Genomic DNA, 24,664 nt, shown 5'->3' with positions numbered 1-24,664 from the left:
TCAGTCGGTCGTGGTGGCAACGGCGGGCGTAGCGCTGGGCGCGGTGTCGAGGGTCAGCAGCACGCCGCGGCCACCGGCAACGATCAGGCGTTGCGCGCTATCCGCGGTGATGGCGCGCAAGTAGACCGGCGCATCGGGCGTCGGCAGCGTTTGCCACTGTTCACCGGCCAGTTGCAGCACGCTGCTGTGGTCGCCGACGGCGAACAGGCCGTTGTCGCTCGCTAGAAAGCCGAAGATCGGTGCGCTGCTCGGCGTGCTCTGGCGTTGCCAGCTCTGCCCGGCATCCGTGGTGTGGTAGATGAAGCCGTTGAGGCCACCGACCCAGCCCTCCTCGGGGCTGCGGAAGTAGCTGGCGTGCGGGTAGAACTCGTCCGGCAGGGTGCCGGCCAGCTGCCAGTTGGTGCCACCGTCCTGGCTGGCGAAGAGCATGCCGAACTCAGCCACGGCCACCGCATGGTCGCGGTCGATGAACTGCAGGTTGGTCAGCATGGCGTCTTCGTCGAGGCTGGTTTCCTGCCAGCTGGCCCCCAAGTCAGTGCTGCCGAGCAACGTGCTTAGGCCGCCGCCGACCCACCAGGCTCCGCTTGGCGAACAGGACGCCGTTAGCATCTGCTCTTGGGTCGGCAACTGGATCTCTCGCCAGCTCTTGCCCTGATCGTGGCTATGCCAAAGATGGTTGTCGAAACTGAGCGCGATGAAGCTGCCATCGGCGCAGGCATCCAGATCAATCAGACTGCGACCATTTGCGATGATCTGACGCGACCAGTTCTTGCCCTGATCGAGACTGGTCAACAGCACGCCATTGTTACCGGCCAGCAGAGTGGCGCCTGGTGTACTGGCCATGGCCTGGTAAAAATCGGTGCGCTGAACGGCCTTGGAGCTGTCGGCCTCTACACCGGAGAGATTTAGCTGCGCTTCGCAGCCAACCAAGAAAGCAGGGAGGAGTATTGCGCTAAGCAAACAGGGTGCACGGCGGTAGGCACTCAACGGCCAACGGCCATCGAGAGAGTTTCGCGTTTTCATCACGTCTCACCACTTGTGATTGTTGTTGTCTTGAAGCGGTTGATGACGCTAGAGCAACGCCTGTGCCAGCAGTTAACCTCTGGTTTTAATAACGATATAAGTCATTGATATACATTGATTTTTATTGCCTTACCCATACTCCACAGAAGGGCTCGCACCCCAGCTCTTAGACGGTAGAGTTGAGCAAATAATCAAACCAACGAAAGGGTTGTCCATTTGGTGAAGTACAGACGCAAGGATCCGCCAGCGAATGGATTTTGAAGGGCGCCGGGTCAGCCATGGCATGCGCTCAATGGCCAGCGCTGCTCCCGACGGACACGGCTGAGATCCTGAACAGCCATTCGATTCAAAAAACCTCAGCCCTACATAACCGCACTGACATCACCACCAAGCAGGTTCGCCCCCTGTCATTGCCGTGCGCTCGCGGTCACTCCCCCAAAGTCGCTTCCTTCCATCACGCCATGAAAGTCGGTGCGGCCATCGGCCGTGGCGTCAGCGCGGCCCTGGCAGGTGGTCAGGCTGGCGTCGCCGGCCCTGTCTAAAGCAGGCGCCATTTTCGGCGACCTGGCCGGCGGCGTGGGTGGCTGTGCGCTGGGCGAGTCGCTCGACTATCAGGTCCTAGCCCCTCGCCCCAGCGCCTAGCCGGTAATCGCCCAGTTTCGCCGACCGCCCTGGCGCCCCGCCATCTGGCTGCAAGCCCCGCCATTGCTGGCCTGCAGCGTTTCCACCGAGCTTTCCCCGGCTGCCGTTGGCCAGCGCAAGCGATCCGCCCGATTGACCGTATTAACTAGTTAGTACATTTTTCCGAAACGACTTGTCGCCCGTTGCCACAACAACAAGAGATCGCCCCTATGTCTCCCTGCATCCTGGTGCTCAACGGCCCCAACCTGAATCTGCTCGGCACCCGCGAACCGGCCACCTACGGCCATGAGACCCTCGCCGACATCTCCCGGCTGTGCGCCGACACCGCGGCCGAGTGCGGCCTGGCCATCGAGTTTCGCCAGACCAACCACGAAGGCGAGCTGCTCGACTGGATTCACAAGGCGCGCGGGCGCTGCGCCGGCATCCTGATCAACCCGGCGGCCTGGACCCACACCTCAGTGGCGATTCGCGACGCCCTGGTGGCCAGCGAGCTGCCTGTGCTCGAGGTGCACCTGTCCAACGTGCACAAGCGCGAGGCCTTCCGCCATCACTCCTTCGTTTCGCCGATCGCCGTCGGGGTGATCTGCGGCCTCGGCAGCCAGGGCTATCGCCTGGGGCTGCAATACTTCAGCCAGTTGCTCAAGGGATAACGCCATGTCCTCCGCCACATCCAGCATCCTCGCCGGCCTGATCGGGGCCGGCATCCAGGGCTCGCGCACGCCGGCCATGCACGAACGCGAGGGCGACGCCCAGGGCCTGCGCTACCTCTACCGGCTGATCGACCTGGACCAGCTCGGCCTCGACAGCGGCGCCCTGCCCGAGCTGCTCGGCGCCGCCGAGCGCATGGGCTTCACCGGGCTGAACATCACCTTCCCCTGCAAGCAGGCGATCATCCCGCTGCTCGACGAGCTGTCGGACGAGGCGCGCGGCATCGGCGCGGTCAATACCGTGGTGCTCAAGGACGGCAAGCGCGTCGGCCACAACACCGATTGCCTGGGCTTCGCCGAGGGCCTGCGTCGCGGCCTGCCGGGCGTGGCGCGCCAGCGCGTGGTGCAGATGGGCGCCGGCGGCGCCGGTGCCGCGGTGGCCCATGCGCTGCTCAGCGAAGGGGTCGAGCAACTGAGCCTCTTCGACGTCGAGCCGGCGCGCGCGCAGGCCCTGGCGGACAACCTCAACCAGCACTTCGGCGCCGGTCGCGCCCTGGTCGGCAGCGACCTGGCGGCCGCCATGGCGGTGGCCGACGGCCTGGTCAACACCACCCCGATGGGCATGGCCAAGCTGCCCGGCACGCCGGTGCCCAAGGCGCTGCTGCGCCCGGCGCTGTGGGTGGCGGAGATCGTCTACTTCCCGCTGGAGACCGAGCTGCTGCGCGACGCCCGCGCCCTCGGCTGCCAGACCCTGGACGGCGGCAATATGGCGGTGTTCCAGGCGGTCAAGGCGTTCGAGCTGTTCAGCGGCCGGCAGGCCGATGCCCAGCGCATGCTGGCGCATTTCGCCAGTTTCTAGGCGAGCGCCGAACAATAGAAAGGGCCTGCGGGCCCTTTTTTATTGAACGATGCCAAACCGCACGGGGTGTGCCATGTGCGCACCCTGGCAGTGGCGAATTTGGCGCGCACGGCGCCCTCGTCTCAGGCCTGCATATAGCGCAGCACCGATTCGCAGATCACTTGCTTGTGGCGCTGCTTGTTGTCCTCGGCGGACAGGTCGATCTGGAAGATGGTGCCGAAGGTGTGGCGGTTGGACACCCGGTAGAAGCAGAACGAGCTGATCAGCATATGGATGTCCAGCGGGTTCAGGCCACTGCGAAACAGCCCCTCGGCCTCGCCGCGGCGGAGAATGTCGGCGATGGCCTCGAGCACCGAGTTGTTCAGCGTCGGGATCACCTCGGAGCGGGTGATGTGTTCGCCGTGATGGATGTTCTCGATGCTGACGATACGCACGAAGTCGACGTTGCGGTCGTGGTGGTCGAAGGTGAACTCGATCAGCCGGCGGATCGCTTCCGGCGGCGTCAGCTCGCCCAGGTGCAGCCGCGCCTCGGTGTTGCGGATATCGCCGTAGAGCTTCTCCAGCACCGCCAGGTAGAGCTGCTCCTTGCTGGCGAAGTAGTAGTAGATCATCCGCTTGGAGGTGTGGGTGCGCTCGGCGATGGCGTCGACCCGCGCGCCGGACAGACCGTGGCGGACGAACTCGTCGACCGCCGCCAGAAGGATGCTCTCGCGGGTCTTCTCCGGGTTGTTCTTGCGCCCCTTGCGCGCCGCCTCGGTGGCGGGGGTGGCGAGGCTCTCTGCGGTATCGCTCATACGGACTCACGGCTTCTTATTGGAATGGGCGGATTATCCGTGGCAGCCGGGGCGCTGGGAAGTCGCCCCCCTGCGCTCACAGCCGCGGACGCTTGGCCGCGCCGCTGCGCGCCTTGGCCATGGCCGCCAGGCGCACCGCGACGTTGGCCGCACCGTAACCGACATAGCCGTTCTTGCGCTGGATGATCTCGAAGAAGAAGCGCTCCTCGAACGGCTCGGTGTACACGTGGAACAGCTCGCCGCCCTGGGCGTCGCGGTCGTAGAGCACGTTGTAGTAGGCCAGCTCGCTCAAGAACTCATCGTCGAAGTCGAAGCGCGCGGCCAGGTCGTCGTAGTAGTTCAGCGGGATTTCCAGCAGCGGCACGCCGGCCTCCTTGGCCCGCGCCACCTCGGCGAAGATGTCCTCGCAGGAGAAGGCGATATGGTGCACGCCGGAGCCGCGGTAGCTGGACAGCGCGTGGGCGATGGCGGTGTTGCGGTTCTCCGAGATGTTCAGCGGCAGGCGCACCGAGCTGCAGCGGCTGCGCAGCGCGCGGCTCTTGACCAGGCCGTAGGGGTCGGGCAGCACCACCTCGTCGTCGGCCTCGAAGTCCAGCAGGCTCTTGTAGAACAGCACCCAGCTGTCCAGCGACTCGGCCGGCAGCGCCAGGGCCATGTGGTCGATGCGCTGCAGGCCGCCGCCGGCCACGGCGTTCGGGTCCAGCTTGAAGTCGGTGTCGTAGATGGTCTGGCCGGCGCCGGCCTGCTCCACCAGGTAGATCAGGCTGCCGTCGGGGGCGCGCACCGCGGGGATTTCCCGCTCGTTGGGGCCGACCAGGCCGCGATAGGGCTGGCCGCGGTAGTCGCAGGCGCGCTGCAGGGCGGCGGCCTCGTGCTTCACCCGCAGCGCGGTGGCGCACAGCGACGGGCCATGGGCCTCGAAGAAGTTGTGGGCGAAGGAATAGGGCTCGGCGTTGAGCACGATATTGATATCGCCCTGACGCAGCAGGCTGACGTCCTTGGAGCGGTGCTGGCCGGCGCGGGCGAAGCCCAGGCGCTCCAGCCAGCCGGCCAGGCGCGCGCCGACCGCCTCGTCGACGGCGAATTCGAGAAACTCCACGCCGTCGTAACGGCTGGCCGCCGGCGGGGTGAACAGCACGCCGGGCTCGATCGTCAGGCCTTCCTTGTCCAGGCGCTTGGCGGTCTTCTCTTCCAGATAGAGCAGCGAACGCAGGCCGTCGGCGGCGTTCTGCCGCGGCGGCGCGGCGCGGAAGCCGTCGTTGAAGATTTCCAGCGACAGCGGGCCGCGGTAGCCGGTGCGCAGAATCGGCGCGAGAAAGCCGGCCAGGTCGAACTCGCCCTGCCCCGGGAAGCAGCGGAAATGCCGGCTCCACTCCAGCACGTCCATGGCCAGCAGCGGCGCGTCGGCCATCTGCACGAAGAAGATCTTGTCGCCGGGAATCTCGGCGATGGCCGCCGGGTCGCCCTTGAGCGACAGAGTGTGGAAGCTGTCGAGGATCACCCCCAGCGCCGGGTGGTCGGCCTGGCGCACCAGCTTCCATACCTGCTGGTAGGTGTTGACGTGGCGGCCCCAGGCCAGGGCCTCGTAGCCGATGCGCAGGCCGCGCGCGCCGGCGCGCTCGGCGAGCAGGCGCAGGTCGTCGACGAGGATGTCCTCGTCGCCCAGGGAGTCGGCGGCGACGTTGCTGCACACCAGCACCAGGTCGGTGCCGAGTTCCTGCATCAGGTCGAACTTGCGCTCGGCGCGGTCGAGGTTGCGCGCCAGGCGGTCGCGCCGGCAGCCCTCGAAGTCGCGAAACGGCTGGAACAGGGTGATGGCCAGGCCGAGGTCGGCGCAGCGCTTGCGAATCTCGCTGGGGCTGCCGTCGTAGTAGAGCAGGTCGTTCTCGAAGATCTCCACGCCGTCGAAGCCGGCGGCGGCGATGGCTTCGAGTTTTTCCGGCAGGGTACCGCTCAGGGAGACGGTGGCAATCGAACGCTGCATGCTGCAACTCCTGGTTGGGGACGCCGGCGCTCAGCGGCGGCGCGGTGCCGGGGGTTGCGGCGCTGGCCGCACGACCCATGCACCCGCCGACCAGGTGCCAGTCAGGGTGAAAGGATTATTGGCGCAGTCGCACGGCGCGGCAAACCTAAATGTACGAACTGGTTAGTTTTCCGTGCGTTTATCGAACAGAAGCCGGCTTGGCGAATTGACCCTGGGCATGCCCGCTGCGCACCATCTCCAGTGAATCGCCAGCCGGCCGGTGCCAGTCACCCCCCGCGCCTGACGACAGGCATGCCGCCCACGGGCGCACGCCGACAGCGTTGTGCCATAACAATTTCAAGATTCGGGTTCCTACGATGTTCATAGTCACTGCCGTATTCGCCTGCCCTTCCCTGCCTGCCCTCGCGCGCGCCGACAGCGCCCCGCAGCCACGCCTGCGACGCCCAACGGCCCACGGCTGACCGCTCGCCCCTGCCAGACCGGCAATCCCGCGCGCCCCGGTGGCGCCGATACCCGCAGCGTGGCGCCCGCGGCACCCCGTCCGCCCGCCCACATGCCCGACTCCTAGTCCGACTGGCGCACGCCCAGTCATCGAATGGATGGCCATGCCGATGAACCACTCCCCCAGCACCACCCTGCCCGCCGCCGGCCTTGGCCAAGGCGGAATCGGCGACAAGATCCGCGGCGCCATGGCCGTCGGCAAGACGCGCTGGGGCATGCTCGCCCTGGTGTTCTTCGCCACCACCCTGAACTACATCGACCGCGCCGCCCTCGGCATCATGCAGCCGGTACTGGCCGAGGAGATGAGCTGGACGGCGATGGACTACGCCAACATCAACTTCTGGTTCCAGGTCGGCTATGCGGTGGGTTTCCTGCTGCAGGGCCGCTTCATCGACAAGGTCGGGGTGAAGCGCGCGTTCTTCCTCGCGGTGCTGCTCTGGAGCCTGGCCACCGGTGCCCACGGTCTGGCCACTTCGGCGGTCGGCTTCATGATCTGCCGCTTCATCCTCGGTCTGACCGAGGCGGCCAACTACCCGGCCTGCGTCAAGACCACGCGCATCTGGTTCCCGGCCGGCGAGCGCGCCATCGCCACCGGCATCTTCAACGCCGGCACCAACGTCGGCGCCATGGTCACCCCGGCGCTGCTGCCGCTGATCCTGCATGTCTGGGGCTGGCAGGCGGCGTTCGTCAGCATGGGCCTGCTCGGCCTGGTCTGGCTGGTGTTCTGGGCCCTGAAGTACTTCAATCCGGAAGATCACCCCAGCCTCAAGCGCAGCGAGCTGGCGTACATCCAGCAGGAGGTCGAACCCGAGCCGAGCAAGGTCGCCCTGGCGCGTATCCTGCGCATGCGCGGCACCTGGGCCTTCGCCCTGGCCTACGCGATCACCGCCCCGGTGTTCTGGTTCTACCTCTACTGGCTGCCGCCCTTCCTCAACGAGCAGTACGACCTGGGCATCAGCGTCACCCAGATGGGCATCCCGCTGATCCTGATCTGGCTCACCGCCGACTTCGGCAGCATCGGCGGCGGCATCCTCTCGTCCTGGCTGATCGGCCGCGGCATGCGCGCCACCACCGCACGCCTGCTGTCCATGCTGCTGTTCGCCTGCACCATCGTCAGCGTGGTGTTCGCCGCCAACGCCAGCGGCCTGTGGGTCGCGGTGCTGGCCATCGCCCTCGCCGTGGGCGCGCACCAGGCCTGGACCGCGAACATCTGGAGCCTGGTGATGGACTACACGCCCAAGCACATGATGAGCACCGTGTTCGGCTTCGGCGGCATGTGCGCGGCCATCGGCGGCATGTTCATGACGCAGATCGTCGGCTACGTGCTGACGGTGACGCACAACAACTATGCCCTGCTGTTCAGCGCGATCCCGGCGACCTACTTCCTCGCCCTGCTGTGGCTGTACCTGATGGCGCCGCGTCGGCTCAGCAGCGAGTCCGCCGGCTAAACGCGACGTTGCCGGTTCAGCCGCGGCGCTGCTGCCAGGCCGCCGCCAGCCCGCTCAGGCAGATCAGGGCGATGCCTACCAGCCCGGCCAGGTCCGGGACATGGCCGAACAGCAGCGCGCCGAGCAGGCCGGCGAAGACGATCTGGCCGTAGCCGAAGGGCGCCAGCAGCGCCGGCGGCGCGTGGCGAAAGGCCTGGGTGAGGAACAGGTGCGCGGCCATGCCGCAGCCGCCCAGCGCCAGCATCCACAGGGCGTGCGCCAGGCTCGGCAGCTGCCAGAAGAACGGCACCAGGGCGCTTATCAGCAGCGTGTTGCACAGCCCGGCGAAGAAGTTGCTGGTGGTGGCGCTGTCGCTCTCGCTGAGCTTGCGCGTCAGCAACTGGTAGAGGCTGAAGCACAGAGCCGAGGCCAGTGGCAGCAGCACCGCCGGGGTGAACAGCGCACCGCCGGGGTGGACGATGATCAGCACCCCGGCGAAACCGGCCAGCACGGCCGCCCACTGGCCGCGACTGACCGCCTCGCCGAGCAGCGGCACGGACAACGCGGTGACCAGCAGCGGGGCGAGGAAATTCACCGCGGTGGCCTCGGCCAACGGCAGGAACAGCAGGCCGCTGGTGAACAGCAGGCTGGTGGCACCCAGGCACAGCGCGCGCAGCAGCTGCAGGCCGGGACGCCGGCTACGCAGTACGCGCAGCCCCGATTGGGGCAGGAAGATGACCGCCATCAACAGGCTGTGCACCAGGTAGCGCGCCCACACCACCATGACCACCGGGTAGAAGCCGGACAGGTACTTGGACAGCGCGTCGTGGCTGGCGAACAGCAAGGTCGCCAGCAGCACCAGGGCGATACCGGCCAGCGGCCGCGCCGGCGCGCCGTCCAGGCTGGCGGCCACGGCTACAACCGCGCCAGCAGCGTGCGGCTCTTGTCCAGCGCCAGCTGCGCGCGCTCCAGCGCGCCGACGCCCTGCTCCAGCAGCTGGCGGGTGGGAATCTCCAGGCTCAGCGGGATGTTCGCCGGCAGGCTGCGCAGCAGGCCGAGCAGGTCGCCGTCGCCGTCGCCGGGAAAGCGCCGCTCGTTGCGCGCCTGGCGCAGGATCTCGGCCACGTCCGCCGGGCGCGGCCCGGCCACGTCGCACAGCTGGGCGTAGCGCAGGCGCGCGGCCGGCAGCGCGGCGAGATCCGCCAGGCGCGAGGCGCTGCGGTCGAAGTGGAAGGCATCGACCAGCACGCCGCCGTTGGCCCGGTCCGCCGCGGCGACGATGCGCGCCGCCTGGCGCAGGTCGCGGGCGTCGGTCCAGGGCATGAATTCCAGGTGCGGATGCAGGCCGTAGGGCGCGGAAAGGTCGCACAGGGCGGCGAAGTTGGCGGTCAGGCGCGCCTCGTCCGCATCGTTGCCGGCCACCAGCAGCTCGCTGGCGCCCAGCTCGGCGCCGGCGGCGAGGATGGCCTCGAACTCGGCGACGCGGGTCTCGGGTTTCAGCCGCAGGATTTCCACGTCAAGCACGCGGATGCCGGTGTCGCGCAGGCGCTGACGGGTCTGCGCGCGCAGGCCGGCGTCGGCCACCAGGGGGAAGTGCCGCTCCTCCGGGGTGGCCGGCACCAGGCGCAGGCCGACATGGCTGTAACCGGCGCGGGCGGCCACCTCGACCATCTGCGGCGGCGACAGCTCGAGCACGGTGAGGGCGGCCAGGGAGAAAATGCGTTGGCTCATGGACTCTACTCTTCAGACGATCTGCGGGGCGCAGGCGCGGCCGGATTCGGCGGCCTGGCGGATGGCTTCGACCAGCGCCAGGGTGCGCCCGGCGTCCTCGGCGCTGACCAGCGGCGCGGCCTGGCCGCGGGTGACCTCGAGGAAATGCTGCAGCTGACGACGCAGCGCCTCGCCGGCGGCGAACGGCTCCTGCACCTGCAGCAGCGGCTCGTGCCAGCCGGCGCCGGCCTCGGCGTAATGCCAGCGCTTGAGCTGGGGGATGCTCAGCGCGCCCGCGGTGCCGGCCAGCAGATAGCAGGGCTGCTCGGCCTGGCGCGGGTAGACCGGGTTCTCGCCGGAATCCAGCTCCCAGCTCCAGGGTGCGGCCACCGCGTCGGAGCCGGTCAGGCTGCCCAGGGCACCGCTGGCGAACTGCAGCAGGATGGCGGCGCTGTCCTCGTTGGCGAAGCCGCGCACGCCGTTGCTGGTGAAGGCCTGCACCTGGCGCACCTCGCCGCACAGGTGGCGCAGCAGGTCGAGGTCGTGGATCAGGTTGGTCAGCAGCAGCCCGGCGCCGGCCTCGCGGCGCCAGGGGATGGCGTAGTAGCTGTCGGGCTTGCGCAGCTGCCACAGCGCGGTGACGGTGGTCAGGCGGCCGAGCGCGCCCGCCTCGATCAGCTCGCGGGCGCGCACGATCAGCGGGTTGTGCCGGCGGTGATGGCCGACCAGCACCGGCACGCCGCTGGCGCGGCTGGCGGCGACCAGCTCGCGCACCTCGTCCAGGTGTACGCCCACCGGTTTCTCCAGCAGCACCGGCACCCCGGCGGCGAGACAGTCCAGCGCGGTGGCGACGTGCAGGGCATTGGGGTTGGCGATGATCGCCGCCTCGGGGCGCGCCGCGGCGAGCATTTGCCGGTGCTCGGCGAAATGCGCCACGCCGCACTGCGCGGCGAACTCGGCGGCCTGCGGGCCGGGATCGGCGATGGCGCAGAGCTGCGCCTCGGGCAGCTGGCGCAGGTGCTGCAGGTGCTGGCGGCCCATGACGCCAGCGCCGATCAGGGCGATACGCAGGGGAGAAGTCACGCGGGCGATCCTCTTGTCGTCGTCGAAGCGGAAGGCCAGGGGCTGACCTCTTTTTTAATTTAGAACTCAGTTCCAAAAAATTCGCAAGGCGAAAATGGCGGTGGAGGATTGCCTTTGGTCGGTAGTCGGCGGGGAAGATGCGGGGCGATGGTCACTCCCGGATTGCATCCGGGCTACCGATCGGCGGCAGCTCGTGTGGGAGGCGCTTCAGCGGCGACACCAACAGGCGTCCGTCGCGGCTGAAGCCCCTCCCACAGCCTGCCCGATGCCAGTTCGTAGGGCGGATGTCGCTGTTCACATCCGCCAAAACGGTGGATCGGTAAAGCGCGATCCACCCTAGGTCCAGACGAGGCGCAGGGCGGGTATCCCCGCCGCGAGGGGGCTCAGGCGAACAGTTCGGAAGCCGGGCTGGCGGCGGACAGTTCTGCGGCGGCGGCCAGCAGCTGCGGCGCCAGTGCGTGCAGGCGCGCCAGCGGCAGGCGCGCGCTGGGCCCGGCGATGCTGAGCACGCCGATCACCCGGCCGTCCAGCGGATGGCGCACCACCGCGGCCAGCGCCGAGGTGCCCAGCGAAGCGCTCTCCACCACCCAGGCATACCCCTTCTCGCGGGCCAGGGCCAGGCGTTCGAGCAGCTCCTGCTCGCTGCGCGGCGCGTTGGGGCCGAACTCGGCCGGATCGGCGATGCCCTGGCGCGCCACCAGCGCCAGCGCCTGCTCATCGCTCATGCTGGCCAGCCAGGCATGCCCGGAGGCGGTGTAGAACAGCGGCGCGTCGCGGCCCATGTCCGGGTCGTAGCGCAGGCCGGAGCGGGCGCCCTGGCTCTTGGCGATCCAGGTCTGCCGCTCGCCGTCGATCACCCCCAGGCGCACCAGCTCACCGCTGTCCTCGGCCAGGCGGTCGAGGATCGGCTGCACCACGTCGGCGCCGCTGCTGGCCAGGTAGCGAAAGCCCAGCGCCACCAGCTTGGTCGACAGCCGATAGCGGCTGGTCTGCGCGTCCTGGCGCACGTAGCCGAGGCGGATCAGCTCGGCGAGCATGCGGTGGGTGGCGCTCTTGGGGATGTCCAGCTCGTCGGCCAGGCTCTGCATGGGCAGGCCGCGGGCGTCGCGGGTGAGACTTTCGAGGAGGCTGAGCGCGCGTTCGATCTGACTGCCGGCCATGGGAGATCCCTGCTGAATTTGCCGCGATTCTAGGAGACAGCGACCACCGGAGGCGAGCCCCAGGCTGGATGAGAATCGGCAGACGGGCGATACTGCCCGCGCCACGACGAATGTACTAACTGGTTCGTTCTTGTTCGGTTATCGAACAGAACCCGGTTTGGCGAATTGAAATGGCCAGGGGGTCGGCCCACTATTCCGAGCACGCCCTGAAGCGAAGTCGTTTTCTGCCTGCTGCCATCCGACTTCGAAAACTCAGTAGCCAATAAATATAAAAAGGTCGATTGCCATGTCACAGCCCCTGCACCTGCGTGCCCCGGCAACCCCCGCAACCGCGCCGGTCGTTGCCCACTCCTCCAGCCTCGCGCTCGACGGCCGCGCCTCCCCGTCGCCCGCTGCCCTTGCCGTTCTCGCCTGCCTTGGCCGTCAGCTGCCGCCGCGCGCTGCGCTGCGAACGCGACTGGCCCACGCGGCCTGACGACCATCCGTATCCGGACCGCGTCGCGGTTCCCCAGCCTGTCGGAGCAAGCGCATGAACAAGACAGAAAAAATGCTGGTCGGCGAACGCAGCTTCTGCGTGCTGCTGCTGGTCTTCAGCCTGGCCATCCTCTATCTGGCCTACCAGATCGCCGGCTTCAGCTCGGCCAACTCGCCAGGCGCCTTCCCCCTCGGCGTCGGCCTGGTGATGCTGCTGGCGGCGCTGAAGATCGGTGCCGAGACGCTGGCCAAGGCCAGGCCCGATTGCAGCGGCTGGCTGGATGCCTTCGGCCAGTTCCGCCGCGCGCATTTTCCCCGCCGCACGCTGATCTTCGCCGTGCTGGCGGTGGCCTACCTGGCCGCCATCCAGTGGATCAGCTTCTACCTCAGCACCTTCCTGTTCCTGGTGCTGTCGATCGTCTACCTGCGCCGCGGCCGGGTGGTCGCGGCGGTGCTGATCGCCGCCCTGTTGCTGCTGTTGATCTACCTGCTGTTCACCCTGGCCTTCAGCGTTTACCTGCCATAACGAGGCACCCGAGATGAGCGATACCTTTTCCTATCTGCTGATGGCCTGGAGCGACCCGCAGCTGCTGCTGCTGACCGCCCTGGGAACCTTCGCCGGCATCTACATCGGCGCCATCCCGGGTCTGTCGGTGACCATGGCGGTGTCGATCCTGGTGTCCTTCACCTTCTCCTGGGAGGTCAACGACGCCCTCGCCCTGATCGTCGGCATCTTTATCGGCGGCGTCTATGGCGGCTCGCGCAGCGCCATTCTGCTGAACATCCCCGGCGCGCCGTCGTCGGTGGCCACCGCCTTCGACGGCTACCCGCTGGCGCAGCAGGGCGAGGCCGGTCGCGCCATCGGCCTGAGCACGGTGATGTCGGTGATCGGCGGCCTGGTCGGCACCCTGATGCTGGCCAGCGCGGCGCCGCTGATCGGCGATCTGGCGCTGAAATTTGCCCCGCGCGACTACTTCCTGGTGGCCGCCATCGGCCTGCTGCTGGTCGGCAGCCTGGCCGAGGGTTCGCTGGCCAAGGGCATCTTCGCCGCCGCCCTGGGCGCGGTGATCGGCCTGGTCGGCATGGACCCGGTGACCGCCGAGGGACGCTTCACCCTGGGCCAGGTCGAGCTGATGGGCGGCATCCACTACGTGGTGCTGATGATCGGCCTGTTCGGCGTGGCCGAGGCCTTCTACCAGCTGCACAACCTGGACAGCCCGGTGGTGCGGCAGAAGGTCGACAAGATCCTGCCGTCCTTCGCCATGGTGCTGAAGTTCCTGCCGCTGTCGATCCGCACCTCGATCATCGGCGTGGTGGTCGGCGTGCTGCCCGGGGTCGGCGGCGACATCGCCGCGCTGATGGCCTACGACCATGCCAAGCGCACCGTGAAGAATCCCAGCAGACCCTTCGGCAAGGGCGCCTACGAGGGCCTGGTGGCGCCGGAAACCGCCAACAGCGCGGCGGTCGGCGGTGCCTACGTGCCGATGCTGACCCTCGGCATGCCGGGCGATGCGGTGACCGCGGTGATCATCGGCGCGCTGGTGATCCACGGCCTCAACCCCGGCCCGATGCTGATGGTGGAGAACCCGCACATCTTCTACTTCACCGTCGGCAACCTGCTGCTGGCCAACGTCTTCCTGATGATCTTCGGCCTGATGGGCATCAAGCTGTTCGCCAAGTTCGTCGAGATGCCCAAGGCCGTGCTGATCCCGCTGATCCTGGTGCTCTGCGTGGTCGGCACCTACTCGATCAACAGCAGCATGACCGAGGTGTACTGGATGCTCGGCTTCGGCCTGCTCGGCTACCTGCTGAAGATCTTCGGCTTCCAGATGGGCCCGATCATCCTCGGCGCCATCCTCGGCCCGCTGATGGACACCTCCTACCGCCAGGCCATGTCCTCGGCCGGCGACAACCCGCTGGAGCTGCTGCAGGGTCTGGTCACCAGCCCGCTGTCGCTGATCCTCAGCAGCGCCGTGGTGCTGATCCTGCTGGGCAACACCTCGCTGCTGAAGAAACTCAAATCCAAGTTCAAGACCGCGGTCGCTCGCGGCTGACCTGGCAAGGCAAGGTGCGCCCCGGCCGACAGGGGCTTACAACAACAATCCGATGGAGAATCTCCACATGTTCAAAGCTCTACTGACCGGCGCCGCCCTCGGCCTCAGCGCCCTGACCCTGGCCCTGCCGGCCCACGCCGAATACCCCGAGCGCAGCATCCAGGCGGTGATTCCCTGGGGCGCCGGCGGCGCCACCGACAACGTGATGCGCAGCCTGACCCCCTACGTGGAGAAGGAGCTGGGCGGCAAGCTGATCCTCAACAACCGCCCCGGCGGCACTGCGGTGATCGGCAGCACCTTCGTCAAGCAGCAGCGCCCGAACGGCTACACCATCCTGCTCGGCGCCGAGAACCCGCAGCTGTACCCGGTGCTGGGCCTGGCCGACTTCGACTACAGCGACTTCTACCCGGTCAACATCATCGGCCAGAACGTGGTGGTGATCGCCGCCAACGCCGAGGCGCCGTTCAACACCATGGGCGAGCTGCTGGCCGCCGCCAAGGCCAATCCGGACAGCCTGCGCATGGGCTCCACCGGCGCCGGCGGCCTGCCGAGCACGGTCAGCGCGATGATCAACGCGGTGGACGAGCTGAAAGTGCGTGAAGTGACCTTCGGCGGCGACGGCCCCGGCATCACCGCGCTGATGGGCAAGCACATCGACTTCATGCCACTGAGCCTGGCCGCCGCCCGCGAACTGGTACGCAGCGGCAAGCTCAAGGCGCTGGCCGTGTTCGCCACCGAGGAAACCCCGGAACTGCCGGGCGTCGAGCCGATCACCAAGTCCCTGCCGGCCATTGCCGAGTACCTGCCCTGGGGTCCGTTCTGGGGCGCCTTCGTGCACAAGGACACCCCGGACGAGGTCAAGCAGAAGCTGGTCGAGGCCTACGCCAAGGCCGTGGCCAACGAGGAGTTCCAGGGCTTTTTGAAGAACTTCGGCGCGCAGAGCCTGAACCTCAACGGCGCCGAGGCCGAGGACTTCCTCAAGCGCTGGCAGTCGGTCACCACCTGGTCGATGTACAAGGCCAAGGCCATCGAGATCGCCCCGGACTCGGTCGGTATCGCCAAGCCCTGAGACGGCGCTGAAACGAGCCGCCGGCGAACGCCGGCGGTCATTCCCCTCCCCTGCTGCTTTTTCCGCATCCGCTGCGGTGGAGGGATTCGTGCGCCCCGAAAATCAGTCACCACGAGGAACCATAACAATGAAAAACGCCGTCTCCCGTCTGCTCCCCAGCGCCCTGACCCTGGCCGTGATCGCCGCCCTGCCGACCGGCGCCCAGGCCGCCGGCTTCGTCGAGGACGCCAAGGTCTCGCTGAACCTGCGCAACTACTACTTCAACCGCAACTACCTCAACGGCACCGACCCGCTGATCCAGGGTGAGCGCCAGGGCCAGGCCGAAGGCTGGACCCAGAGCTTCATCCTCGACGCCCGCTCCGGCTTCACCCAGGGCACCGTCGGCTTCGGCCTCGACCTGCTCGGCCTGTACAGCGTCAAGCTGGACGGCAACCGCGGCGCGGCCAACAGCCAGTTGCTGCCGATCCACGACGACGGCCAGGCCGCCGACGACTTCGGCCGCACCGCGGTGGCGGCCAAGGCGAAGCTGTCCAAGACCGAGCTGAAGGTCGGCGAGTGGTTCGCCGTGCTGCCGATCCTCCGCGCCGACGACGGCCGCTCGCTGCCGCAGACCTTCCAGGGCGCCCAGCTGACCTCCAACGAGCTCGACGGCCTGACCCTCTACGGCGGCCAGTTCTGGAAGAACAGCCAGCGCCACGACGCCAGCCGCGAAGAGATGAGCTTCGGCGGTATCGAGGGCGACGACTTCAACTTTGCCGGCGGCGAATACCGCTTCAACGCCAACAACACCCTGCTCGGCGTCTGGCACGCGCGCCTGGAAGACGTCTACCAGCAGAGCTACGTGCAGCTGACCCACAGCCAGCCGGTGGGCGACTGGGTGCTGGGCGCCAACCTCGGCTACTTCGACGGCAAGGACGAAGGCGCGGCCAAGGCCGGCAAGCTGGACAACAAGGTCTACCAAGGCGCGTTGACCGCCAAGACCGGCAACAACAGCTTCATGCTCGCCTACCAGCACCTGGACGGCGACAGCAAGTTTCTGCGCATCGACGGCACCAGCGGCGGCACCCTGGTCAACGACGGCTTCACCAACAGCTACGACGCCCCCGAAGAGCGCTCCTGGCAGATCCGCCACGACTACAACTTCGCCGGCCTCGGCATCCCCGGCCTGACCCTGATGAACCGCTACGTCAGCGGCTCCAACATCCACACCGGCGGCCGCACCGATGCCGAGGAGTGGGGGCGCGAGTCCGAGCTGGCCTACACCATCCAGGAAGGCAGCCTGAAGAACCTCAGCGTGCGCTGGCGCAACTCCGACGTGCGTCGCGACGTCGGCCAGGACATCCACGAGAACCGCCTGATCATCAACTACCCGCTGTCGCTGCTGTAGTACCGGGCGCTTGCGTCCACCCGATTGACTCCAAGTGTGTTACGGCACCCTCGGCCCGTCTCCGCGACGGGCTTTTTTTCGCCGAGAAAAAAAGCCAGGCCCGACCGATCCGCGGTGGTCGATCAGCGCTTGAGGCTTGTGGCAGGGGCGAAACCCGCGCCGATCTTGCGCCGCTCCGGCAACCGTGCGCTAAACGCACAGTATCGGCCGCGCTAGCCGGGTAATTGTTCCATTCGCCCTTGGCCCTCGCTCAAGGCAATCATAGAATCCGGAACCAGGTTCCATTAAACCCATTTTGCCCCAGGAGACACCCGCCATGGCCCACGCCGAACTCGACTGCGACCTGCTGATCGTCGGCTCCGGCGCCGCCGGCCTGGCCGCGGCGGTGACCGCCGCCTGGCATGGGCAAAAGGTCATCCTGGTGGAGAAGGATGCGGTGTTCGGCGGCGCCACGGCCTGGTCCGGCGGCTGGATGTGGGTGCCGCGCAATCCGCTGGCGCGCCGCGCCGGCATAGTCGAGGACATCGAGCAGCCGCGCCGCTACCTGCGCCACTGCCTCGGCGAGCATTTCAATGCCGAGCTGGTGGACGCCTTTCTCCAAGCCTGTCCGCAGATGGTCGGCTTCTTCGAGCAGCACAGCCGCCTGCAGTTCGCCGACGGCAACGCCATCCCCGACATGCGCGGCGAGGCGCCGGGCGCCGCCACCGGCGGCCATCAGCTGATCGCCGCACCCTATGACGCACGCGAGGTCGGCGCCTTGCTGCCGCGCCTGCGCAAGACCATGCCCGAGACCTCCTTCCTCGGCATGCCGATCATGGCCGGCGCCGATCTGGCCGCCTTCCTCAGCATGACCCGCTCGGCCAGGGCCGCGCTGCACGTGGCCAAGCGCTTCAGCGCCCACCTCTGGCACCTGGCCCGGCATGGCCGCGCCATGCACCTGGTCAACGGCGTGGCGCTGGTGGCGCGACTGGCCAAGTCCGCCGAGGACCTCGGCGTGCAGCTGCTCGAATCGGCGCCGGCCACCGACCTGCTGCGCGACAACGGCCGGGTCTGCGGCGCCGTGGTGCAACGCGACGGGGCCGAACAGCGCATACGCGCGCGCCGCGGCGTGCTGCTGGCCGCCGGCGGTTTCGCCCACGATATCGAGCGCCGCCGTCAGCTGTTCCCGCGCACGCCCACCGGCCACGAGCACCTGGCCCTGCCGCCGCGCGCCTGCAACGGCGACGGCCTGCGCCTGGGCGAGGCGGCGGGCGCCGCGCTCAACACCGATCTCAAGTCGCCGGTGGCCTGGGCGCCGGTGTCGCGGGTGCCCTACGCAGGCGGCCGCGTCGGCCACTTCCCGCATATCATCGACCGCGGCAAACCGGGAGTGATCGCCGTGCTGCGCAGCGGCCGGCGCTTCGTCAACGAGGCCGAGGGCTACTACGACTATGTCGCCGCCATGCTCGAGGCGGTGCCGCAGGGCGAGGAGGTCTGCTCCTGGCTGATCTGCGACCACCGCTTTATCCGCCGCTACGGCCTGGGCATCGCCCGTCCGGCGCCGGTGCCGCTGTGGTCGGTGCTGCGCAGCGGCTACCTCAAGCGCGGCGGCAGCGTCGAAGCGCTGGCCCGGGCCTGCGGCATCGACCCGCAGGGCCTGGCGCAGACCCTGGCCGAGTACAACCGCCATGCCGCGCAGGGCGAAGACCCAGCCTTCGGTCGCGGCAGTACGCCCTTCAACCAGCGCAGCGGCGACGCCAGCCATGAGGGGCCGAACCCCTGCGTGGCGCCCATCGAGCGCGGGCCCTTCTATGCGGTGAAGGTCGAGCCGGGCAGCTTCGCCACCTTCGCCGGCCTGAAGACCAACGGCCAGGCCCAGGTGCTGGACGCGCAGGACCAGCCCATCCCCGGTCTGTACGCCGCCGGCAGCGACACGGCCAGCGTGATGGGCGGCCACTACCCGTCCGGCGGCATCAACCTCGGCCCGGCCATGACCTTCGGCTATATCGCCGCACGGCATGCGGCGGGTGTCGAAGAGTACGAAACGACGCTGGACTGAGTGCAACGGGGGGCCAGAGGTAGGTTGGCTTGCAGGGCGCAGCCCTGACGCCCAACCCTGCGGGCGCAGCGGAGCCCGCAATAAAAAACCGCCGCGCGGCGCGTGGACCGGCGACGGTCGAGGGGAAACGCGGGTCAGTCCTGCTGGGATTCGACACCCAGCTCGTCCCAGACCTCCTCGGCCAGGTGGAAGGTGGCGTTGGCCGCCGGGATGCCGCAGTAGATCGCGCTGTGCATCAGCACCTCCTTGATCTCGTCGCGGGTCACGCCGTTGTTCTTAGCCGCGCGCAGGTGCAATTTCAGTTCACCCTCGCGGTTCATGCCGATCAGCATGGCGATGGTGATCAGGCTGCGGGTGTGCCGCGGCAGACCGGGGCGGGTCCAGATATCGCCCCAGGCGTGGCGGGTGATCATCTCCTGGAACTCTTCGTTGAACGGCGTGAGCTTGTCCAGGCTGCGATCGACATGGGCGTCGCCCAGCACCGCGCGGCGCACCTGCATGCCGGCTTCGTAGCGTTGTTTTTCGTCCATTTCAAACTCCGAAAGAGATGGTGCGCGCGGCGCACCCCACAGATACCGGCCGTAGGGTGCGCCATGCGCACCGATGGTTTCACTGGTTCAGGAAATCCAGCAGCGCCTGGGTAAAGGCCACGCCGGCCTCGACGTTGGACAGGTGCGCAGCGTGGAACTCCACCAGCTTCGCCCCCTCGATCCGCTGCTGCATCAAGCGGCCGTGCTCGACGGTGGTCACCGGATCGAGGCTGCCGCAGAGGATCAGGGTCGGCGCACGGATCGCACCGAGCTGCTCGCGAAAATCGGCATCGCGCACCGCTGCACAGTTGGCGGCGTAACCTTCGGGCGAAGTCTGCGCCAGCATGCCGACTATGGGCTCGACCTGCTGCGGCTGCGCCGCGGCGAAGCCGGCGGTGAACCAGCGCGAGATCGAGGCATCGCGCAGGTCACGCATGGCCTGCGCGCCGCCGGCCAGCACGGCTTCAATACGCGGGTTCCACACCTCTGGCGCGCCGATCTTGGCGGCGGTATTGCACAGCACCAGGCGTGCGATGCGCTCGGGCGCGTTGAGCGCCAGCCACTGGCCGATCAGCCCGCCCATGGACAGCCCACAGAAATGCGCCTTGGCGATATCCAGCGCATCGAGCAGAGCCAGCACGTCGCGGCCCAGTTGCTCGATGCTGTAGGGCCCCTCAGTCACCAGCGACTGGCCATGGCCGCGGGTGTCGTAGCGCAGCACCCGGAAATGACGGGTCAACGCCGGCAGCTGCACGTCCCACATATGCAGGTCGGTACCCAGGGAGTTGGACAGCACCAGCACCGGCGCGCCGGCCGGGCCTTCGAGCAGGTAGTTGAGGTCGCCATCGGCGAGACGTACGGCAGGCATGGATAACTCCTAACGCGAAAATTGCGTGTGTTCGGCGACGGCCCGCTGCACCCAGCGGCGGGCCTGTCCCAGGTAATGGGCCGGATCGAGCAGGCGCTCGAGCTCGGCGGCGGACAGCTCTGCGCTGACCTCGGCATTGGCGCCGAGCACCGCGCGCAGGTGCACACCCTGCTGCACCGCCTGGCGGCAGCACTGCTCGACCAGATGATGGGCAGCGTCACGGCCGATGCGCTGGGCCAGGGCGATGCTCACCGCCTCGGCCAGCACCAGGCCCTGGGTCAGTTCGAGGTTCGCACGCATGCGCGCGGCGTCCACCTCCAGCCCCGGCACCGCCAGCAGCGCCTGCTGCAGCGCACCGGAGACCAGGCAGCACAGCTCCGGCAGGGTTTCCCACTCGGCGTGCCACAGGCCGAGGCTACGCTCGTGCTCCTGCGGCATGGCGGCCAGCATCGTCGCCACCAGGCCCGGCGCGCGGGTGGCAGCGCCGATCAGCACCGCGGCGCCAACCGGGTTGCGCTTGTGCGGCATGGTCGACGAGCCACCCTTGCCCGGCGCGGAAGGCTCGAACACCTCGCCGGCCTCGGTCTGCATCAGCAGACTGAGGTCGCGGCCGAGCTTGCCCAGGCTGCCGGCGATCAGCCCGAGCAGGCTGGCGAACTCCACCAGGCGGTCGCGCTGGGTGTGCCAGGGTTGCTCGGGCAGGTTCAGCTGCAACTCGGCGGCCAGCACCTCGGCCACCGGCCAGGCCTGCTCGCCGAGCGCCGCCAGGCTGCCCGAGGCGCCGCCGAACTGCAGGCACAGCAGGCGCGGCTTGAGTTCGTTCAAGCGCTGGCGATGGCGGGTGATGGCGCCGAGCACGCCGGCCAGCTTCATGCCCAGGGTCACCGGGGTGGCCTGCTGCAGCCAGGTGCGTCCGGCCAGCGGCGTGTCGGCATGGCGCTCGGCCTGCGCCGCCAGGGCATCGCCCAGGGTGGCGAGGTCGCCTTCGATCAGCTCGATGGCGCCGCGCAGCTGCAGCACCAGGCCGCTGTCCATGGCGTCCTGGCTGGTGGCGCCGAGGTGTACGAAACGCTCGGCCTCCGGGCTGGCGGCGGCGATGCGCTTGCCCAGGGCCTTGACCAGAGGGATGGCAGAATTACCCGCCGTGGCGATGGCCTGGGCCAGCGCCGCATAGTCGTAGAGCTCGGCCCGGCAGGCGGCGGTGATGGGCGCCACCGCCTCAGGCGGGATCAGCCCCACGCGCGCCTCGGCCCGCGCCAGCGCGGCCTCGAAGTCGAGCATGCCCTGCACCCGGCCGGCGTCGCAGAAGATCGCACGCATGGCCGGGGCGGTGAAGTAGGCATCGAAGAGTTGGTTGCTCACGAGCGAAACGCTCCTGGAAGAAATATACGGCTAAGTGTGGCATCAACCGGCGGCCGTGGGAGGGGCGTAGGGTGGGCTTTAGCCCACCGCCGTCAATGGTGGGCTAAAGCCCACCCTACAGGTATCCGTCACACCCGCTCGATAGCCAGCGCCAGGCCCTGGCCGACGCCCACGCACATGGTCGCCAGGCCGAGTTTGCCGCCGGTTTTCTCCAAGTGATGAACCGCAGTCAGTACCAGGCGGTTGCCACTCATGCCCAGCGGGTGGCCGAGGGCGATGGCGCCGCCATTCGGGTTGACCTTGGCGCTATCGTCCGGCAGGCCGAGGTCGCGGGTGACGGCCAGGCCTTGAGCGGCGAAGGCTTCATTCAGCTCGATCACGTCGAACTGCTCGATGCTCAGGTTCAGGCGGGTCAGCAGCTTGCGCACCGCCGGCACCGGGCCGACGCCCATGATGCGTGGCGCGACACCGCCGCTGGCCATGCCCAGCACCTTGGCGCGCGGCTTGAGGCCGTACTTCTCAATGGCTCCGGCAGAGGCCAGGATCATCGCCGAGGCGCCGTCATTGAGGCCCGAGGCGTTACCGGCGGTGACGGTCTTGCCTTCGCCATTGACCGGTTTGAGCTTGGCCAGGCCTTCGGCGGTGGTGTCGGCACGCGGGTGCTCGTCACGGTCGACGACGATCTCGCCCTTCTTGGTCTTGATCACTACCGGGACAATTTCCTCGGCGTAGTAACCGCTCTCCTGAGCGGCTGCCGCACGCTGCTGGCTACGCAGGCCGAAGGCGTCCTGGTCGGCGCGGCTGACGCCGTAGTCCTCGGCGACGTTGTCACCGGTGACCGGCATCGGATCGACGCCGTACTGCTCTTTCATCAGCGGGTTGACGAAGCGCCAGCCCAGGGTGGTGTCTTCCAGCTTCTGGCCACGGCCGAAGGCGCTGTCGGCCTTGCCCATCACGTAGGGTGCGCGGGTCATGGACTCGACGCCAGCGGCGATGGCCAGATCCATTTCGCCAGTGGCGATGGCGCGGAAGGCGGCGCCCACCGCTTCCATGCCCGAAGCGCACAGGCGGTTGAGGGTCACGCCCGGCACCGCTTCCGGCAGACCGGCGAGCAGCAGCGCCATGCGCGCCACGTTGCGGTTGTCCTCGCCGGACTGGTTGGCGCAGCCCATGAACACTTCATCGACTGCCGACCAGTCGACCTGCGGGTTACGCTCGACCAGCGCCTTGAGCGGAATCGCCGCCAAGTCGTCGGCGCGCACCGCCGACAGCGCGCCATTGAGGCGACCAATCGGCGTGCGCACGGCGTCGCAGATGAATACGTCGCGGCTCATTCCTCACCCCCGGCCTGGCCATGGGCGGCGGCGGTGCGCGCTTCCAGGGCGCGCAGCGCTTCCAGCTCGGTGTCGTTCGGCGCCTCGGTCACGGCCAGATTGTCGGCGAAACGGATGGCCCAGCCGGTGCTCTCGATCACCTGCTCGCGGCTTACGCCCGGGTGCAGCGAGGTGACGATGAACTCGTTGGTTCCGGCCTCCGGCTCCATAATGCACAGGTCGGTGATGATGCCCACCGGGCCCTTGCCAGGCAGGCCGAGCTGCTGACGGTGGTCGCCGCCCTCGCCGAAGCCGACCGAGGTGATGAAGGCCAGCTTGTCGACGAAGGTGCGGTGCGACTGCTTGAGGATGATCAGCACTTCCTTGGCCGAACCGGCGATCTCCGGCGCGCCGCCGGCGCCGGGCAGGCGCACCTTGGGGTTGTGGTAGTCGCCGATCACGGTGGTGTTGATATTGCCGAACTTGTCGACCTGGGCCGCGCCGAGGAAACCGACGTCGATGCGCCCGCCCTGCAGCCAGTAGCGGAAGATCTCGCCGGTGGGCACCACGGTGTCGGCGGTTTCGGCCAGTTCGCCGTCGCCGATCGACAGCGGCAGCACGCTGGGCTTGGCGCCGATCGGGCCGGATTCGTAGATCAGCACCACGTCCGGCGAGGAGGTCAGGCGCGCCAGGTTCGCGGCCTTGGACGGCAGGCCGATGCCAACGAAGCAGACGGCGCCGTTCTTCAGGCGACGGGCGGCGGCGACGGTCATCATTTCATTGGTGCTGTAGTGGCTCATCACTTGGCCTCCGCAATCTTTTTCTGGAATGCCGCGAAATCGGCGGTGCCACGGATATAGGTATCGATCCAGGCGGTAAAGGTTTCACGGTCGCGGGCAATCGGGTCCCAGGCCTGGTAGAAGCGGTTGTCACGCTCGTAGTAGCCGTGGGCGTAGGACGGGTGGGCGCCACCGGGCACATGGCAAACGGCGGTCAGCGCCCAGCTCGGCAGCACGCAGGCATTCATCGGCGCCTTGAGGTCATCGACGATCTCCTCGACGGTGACGATGCAACGCTTGGCCGCCAGGGCCGCTTCCTTCTGCACGCCGAGGATGCCCCACAGCAGCACGTTGCCCTTGCGGTCGGCCTTCTGCGCGTGGATCACGGTGACGTCCGGGCGCACCGCCGGGGTGGCGGCCAGCTTCTCGCCGGTGAAGGGGCAGTCGATGAACTTGATGTTCGGGTTGACCTTGGGCAGGTCGGAGCCGGCATAGGCACGCAGCAGGGCGAACGGCAGGCCCGAGGCGCCGGCAACATAGGAGTTGGCCAGGTCGGCGTGGCTGTGCTCGTCGATTTCCAGGGCGTTCGGCCACTGCTTCTCGACCGCGTCGCGCAGGCGGTGCAGCGAGCCGACGCCGGGGTTGCCGCCCCAGGAGAAGGTCAGCTTGCGCGCGCAACCGGCGCCGATCAGCAGGTCGTAGACCAGGTCCGGGGTCATGCGCACCAGGTGCAGGTCTTTCTTGCCCTGGCGGATCAGTTCGTGAGAGGCGGCAGTGGGGATCAAATGGGTGAAACCTTCGAGAGCGACGCAGTCGCCGTCGTTGACGTGGCGCGAAATGGCTTCGCCCAGGGTGATAATGTCGGCCATCGTGTTGTTCTCGCTTGAGTTGCAGGTGCCACCGGGCAGGGGTGGCGGTGAATTCAGATTAGGGCGCGCCATGCAGCGGAACAATCCGATA

At 68.0% G+C, this 24,664-nt stretch carries 21 protein-coding genes and 1 pseudogene; 9 read left to right on the top strand and 13 right to left on the bottom strand.

The genetic code is table 11. The annotated features are described in order from the left end of the window. Positions 1 to 843, bottom strand: coding sequence for a WD40/YVTN/BNR-like repeat-containing protein (locus tag ACIGFL_RS01905; RefSeq protein ID WP_397495952.1), 843 nt, complete (start codon positions 841 to 843; stop codon positions 1 to 3). A gap of 641 nt (positions 844 to 1,484) precedes the next feature. On the opposite strand from ACIGFL_RS01905, the pseudogene ACIGFL_RS01900 reads away from it, so the two are divergent. The 3 genes and pseudogenes from ACIGFL_RS01900 (at position 1,485) to ACIGFL_RS01890 (ending at position 3,171) form a co-directional block, all read left to right on the top strand. Next, positions 1,485 to 1,665: pseudogene (locus ACIGFL_RS01900) on the top strand (hypothetical protein). Positions 1,666 to 1,874: 209 nt separating this feature from the next. Continuing rightward, a complete protein-coding gene (gene aroQ, locus ACIGFL_RS01895) occupies positions 1,875 to 2,315 on the top strand; it encodes a type II 3-dehydroquinate dehydratase (RefSeq protein WP_021444772.1) in 441 nt (146 codons plus the stop codon). Between the two features lie 4 nt (positions 2,316 to 2,319). After that, complete coding sequence (locus ACIGFL_RS01890; protein WP_397495951.1) at positions 2,320 to 3,171, top strand: shikimate dehydrogenase; 852 nt, start codon at positions 2,320 to 2,322, stop codon at positions 3,169 to 3,171. A gap of 122 nt (positions 3,172 to 3,293) precedes the next feature. On the opposite strand, the gene ACIGFL_RS01885 is transcribed toward ACIGFL_RS01890, so the two are convergent. Together ACIGFL_RS01885 and quiC are read right to left on the bottom strand one after the other, a co-directional pair. Continuing rightward, positions 3,294 to 3,965 carry a TetR family transcriptional regulator gene (locus ACIGFL_RS01885; RefSeq protein WP_021445556.1) on the bottom strand — a complete coding sequence of 224 codons (672 nt, stop codon included), beginning with the start codon at positions 3,963 to 3,965 and terminating at the stop codon, positions 3,294 to 3,296. Positions 3,966 to 4,041: 76 nt separating this feature from the next. Then, positions 4,042 to 5,949: a 3-dehydroshikimate dehydratase QuiC gene (gene quiC / locus ACIGFL_RS01880; protein ID WP_397495950.1), complete on the bottom strand. Its 1,908-nt coding sequence runs from the start codon at positions 5,947 to 5,949 to the stop codon at positions 4,042 to 4,044. Positions 5,950 to 6,560: 611 nt separating this feature from the next. On the opposite strand from quiC, the gene ACIGFL_RS01875 reads away from it, so the two are divergent. Then, positions 6,561 to 7,898, top strand: coding sequence for an MFS transporter (locus ACIGFL_RS01875; RefSeq protein WP_122108024.1), 1,338 nt, complete (start codon positions 6,561 to 6,563; stop codon positions 7,896 to 7,898). A gap of 16 nt (positions 7,899 to 7,914) precedes the next feature. On the opposite strand, the gene ACIGFL_RS01870 is transcribed toward ACIGFL_RS01875, so the two are convergent. The 4 genes from ACIGFL_RS01870 to ACIGFL_RS01855 form a co-directional block, all read right to left on the bottom strand. After that, positions 7,915 to 8,790 (bottom strand): DMT family transporter, encoded by an 876-nt coding sequence (locus ACIGFL_RS01870; protein WP_397495949.1) that lies wholly within the window; start codon positions 8,788 to 8,790, stop codon positions 7,915 to 7,917. Positions 8,791 to 8,792: 2 nt separating this feature from the next. Next, positions 8,793 to 9,608 (bottom strand): sugar phosphate isomerase/epimerase family protein, encoded by an 816-nt coding sequence (locus ACIGFL_RS01865; RefSeq protein WP_397495948.1) that lies wholly within the window; start codon positions 9,606 to 9,608, stop codon positions 8,793 to 8,795. A gap of 12 nt (positions 9,609 to 9,620) precedes the next feature. Next, positions 9,621 to 10,670 (bottom strand): Gfo/Idh/MocA family protein, encoded by a 1,050-nt coding sequence (locus ACIGFL_RS01860; protein WP_397495947.1) that lies wholly within the window; start codon positions 10,668 to 10,670, stop codon positions 9,621 to 9,623. Positions 10,671 to 11,053: 383 nt separating this feature from the next. After that, entirely contained in the window at positions 11,054 to 11,830 is a 777-nt protein-coding gene (locus ACIGFL_RS01855) for an IclR family transcriptional regulator (RefSeq protein WP_397495946.1), read from the bottom strand. Positions 11,831 to 12,359: 529 nt separating this feature from the next. Between ACIGFL_RS01855 and ACIGFL_RS01850 the strand changes: the two genes are divergently transcribed. The 5 genes from ACIGFL_RS01850 (at position 12,360) to ACIGFL_RS01830 (ending at position 18,852) form a co-directional block, all read left to right on the top strand. Beyond that, a complete protein-coding gene (locus ACIGFL_RS01850) occupies positions 12,360 to 12,830 on the top strand; it encodes a tripartite tricarboxylate transporter TctB family protein (RefSeq protein WP_021444418.1) in 471 nt (156 codons plus the stop codon). Positions 12,831 to 12,843: 13 nt separating this feature from the next. Further along, positions 12,844 to 14,358 carry a tripartite tricarboxylate transporter permease gene (locus ACIGFL_RS01845; protein WP_122108018.1) on the top strand — a complete coding sequence of 505 codons (1,515 nt, stop codon included), beginning with the start codon at positions 12,844 to 12,846 and terminating at the stop codon, positions 14,356 to 14,358. A 67-nt stretch (positions 14,359 to 14,425) separates the two neighbouring features. Beyond that, positions 14,426 to 15,427: a tripartite tricarboxylate transporter substrate binding protein gene (locus ACIGFL_RS01840; RefSeq protein WP_021444420.1), complete on the top strand. Its 1,002-nt coding sequence runs from the start codon at positions 14,426 to 14,428 to the stop codon at positions 15,425 to 15,427. A 127-nt stretch (positions 15,428 to 15,554) separates the two neighbouring features. After that, positions 15,555 to 16,814 carry an OprD family porin gene (locus ACIGFL_RS01835; RefSeq protein WP_397495945.1) on the top strand — a complete coding sequence of 420 codons (1,260 nt, stop codon included), beginning with the start codon at positions 15,555 to 15,557 and terminating at the stop codon, positions 16,812 to 16,814. A 316-nt stretch (positions 16,815 to 17,130) separates the two neighbouring features. Further along, positions 17,131 to 18,852: an FAD-dependent oxidoreductase gene (locus tag ACIGFL_RS01830; RefSeq protein ID WP_397495944.1), complete on the top strand. Its 1,722-nt coding sequence runs from the start codon at positions 17,131 to 17,133 to the stop codon at positions 18,850 to 18,852. A gap of 134 nt (positions 18,853 to 18,986) precedes the next feature. Here the strand turns inward: ACIGFL_RS01830 and pcaC are convergent, their stop codons facing one another. From pcaC to ACIGFL_RS01800, 6 genes are all read right to left on the bottom strand, one after another. Then, on the bottom strand, positions 18,987 to 19,382 hold the full coding sequence (pcaC, locus tag ACIGFL_RS01825; RefSeq protein WP_397495943.1) for a 4-carboxymuconolactone decarboxylase: 396 nt from the start codon (positions 19,380 to 19,382) through the stop codon (positions 18,987 to 18,989). 79 nt (positions 19,383 to 19,461) lie between these two features. Beyond that, positions 19,462 to 20,250: a 3-oxoadipate enol-lactonase gene (pcaD, locus tag ACIGFL_RS01820; RefSeq protein WP_397495942.1), complete on the bottom strand. Its 789-nt coding sequence runs from the start codon at positions 20,248 to 20,250 to the stop codon at positions 19,462 to 19,464. 9 nt (positions 20,251 to 20,259) lie between these two features. Beyond that, the gene (locus tag ACIGFL_RS01815) at positions 20,260 to 21,612 is read right to left on the bottom strand and encodes a 3-carboxy-cis,cis-muconate cycloisomerase (RefSeq protein WP_397495941.1); all 1,353 of its coding nucleotides are present in this window, start codon (positions 21,610 to 21,612) and stop codon (positions 20,260 to 20,262) included. A gap of 128 nt (positions 21,613 to 21,740) precedes the next feature. Beyond that, positions 21,741 to 22,946 (bottom strand): 3-oxoadipyl-CoA thiolase, encoded by a 1,206-nt coding sequence (pcaF, locus tag ACIGFL_RS01810; protein ID WP_397495940.1) that lies wholly within the window; start codon positions 22,944 to 22,946, stop codon positions 21,741 to 21,743. Beyond that, positions 22,943 to 23,725 carry a CoA-transferase subunit beta gene (locus ACIGFL_RS01805; RefSeq protein WP_397495939.1) on the bottom strand — a complete coding sequence of 261 codons (783 nt, stop codon included), beginning with the start codon at positions 23,723 to 23,725 and terminating at the stop codon, positions 22,943 to 22,945. The genes pcaF and ACIGFL_RS01805 overlap by 4 nt, the downstream gene beginning before the upstream one ends. After that, a complete protein-coding gene (locus ACIGFL_RS01800; RefSeq protein ID WP_397495938.1) occupies positions 23,725 to 24,573 on the bottom strand; it encodes a CoA transferase subunit A in 849 nt (282 codons plus the stop codon). Before ACIGFL_RS01800 ends, ACIGFL_RS01805 begins: the two co-directional genes overlap by 1 nt. Positions 24,574 to 24,664 lie beyond the last annotated feature (91 nt).

The organism is Pseudomonas sp. NPDC077649, from assembly GCF_044542855.1.
In the GTDB taxonomy this organism is placed as follows: Bacteria; Pseudomonadota; Gammaproteobacteria; order Pseudomonadales; family Pseudomonadaceae; genus Aquipseudomonas.
This window is presented reverse-complemented; position numbering and strand designations above follow the sequence as displayed.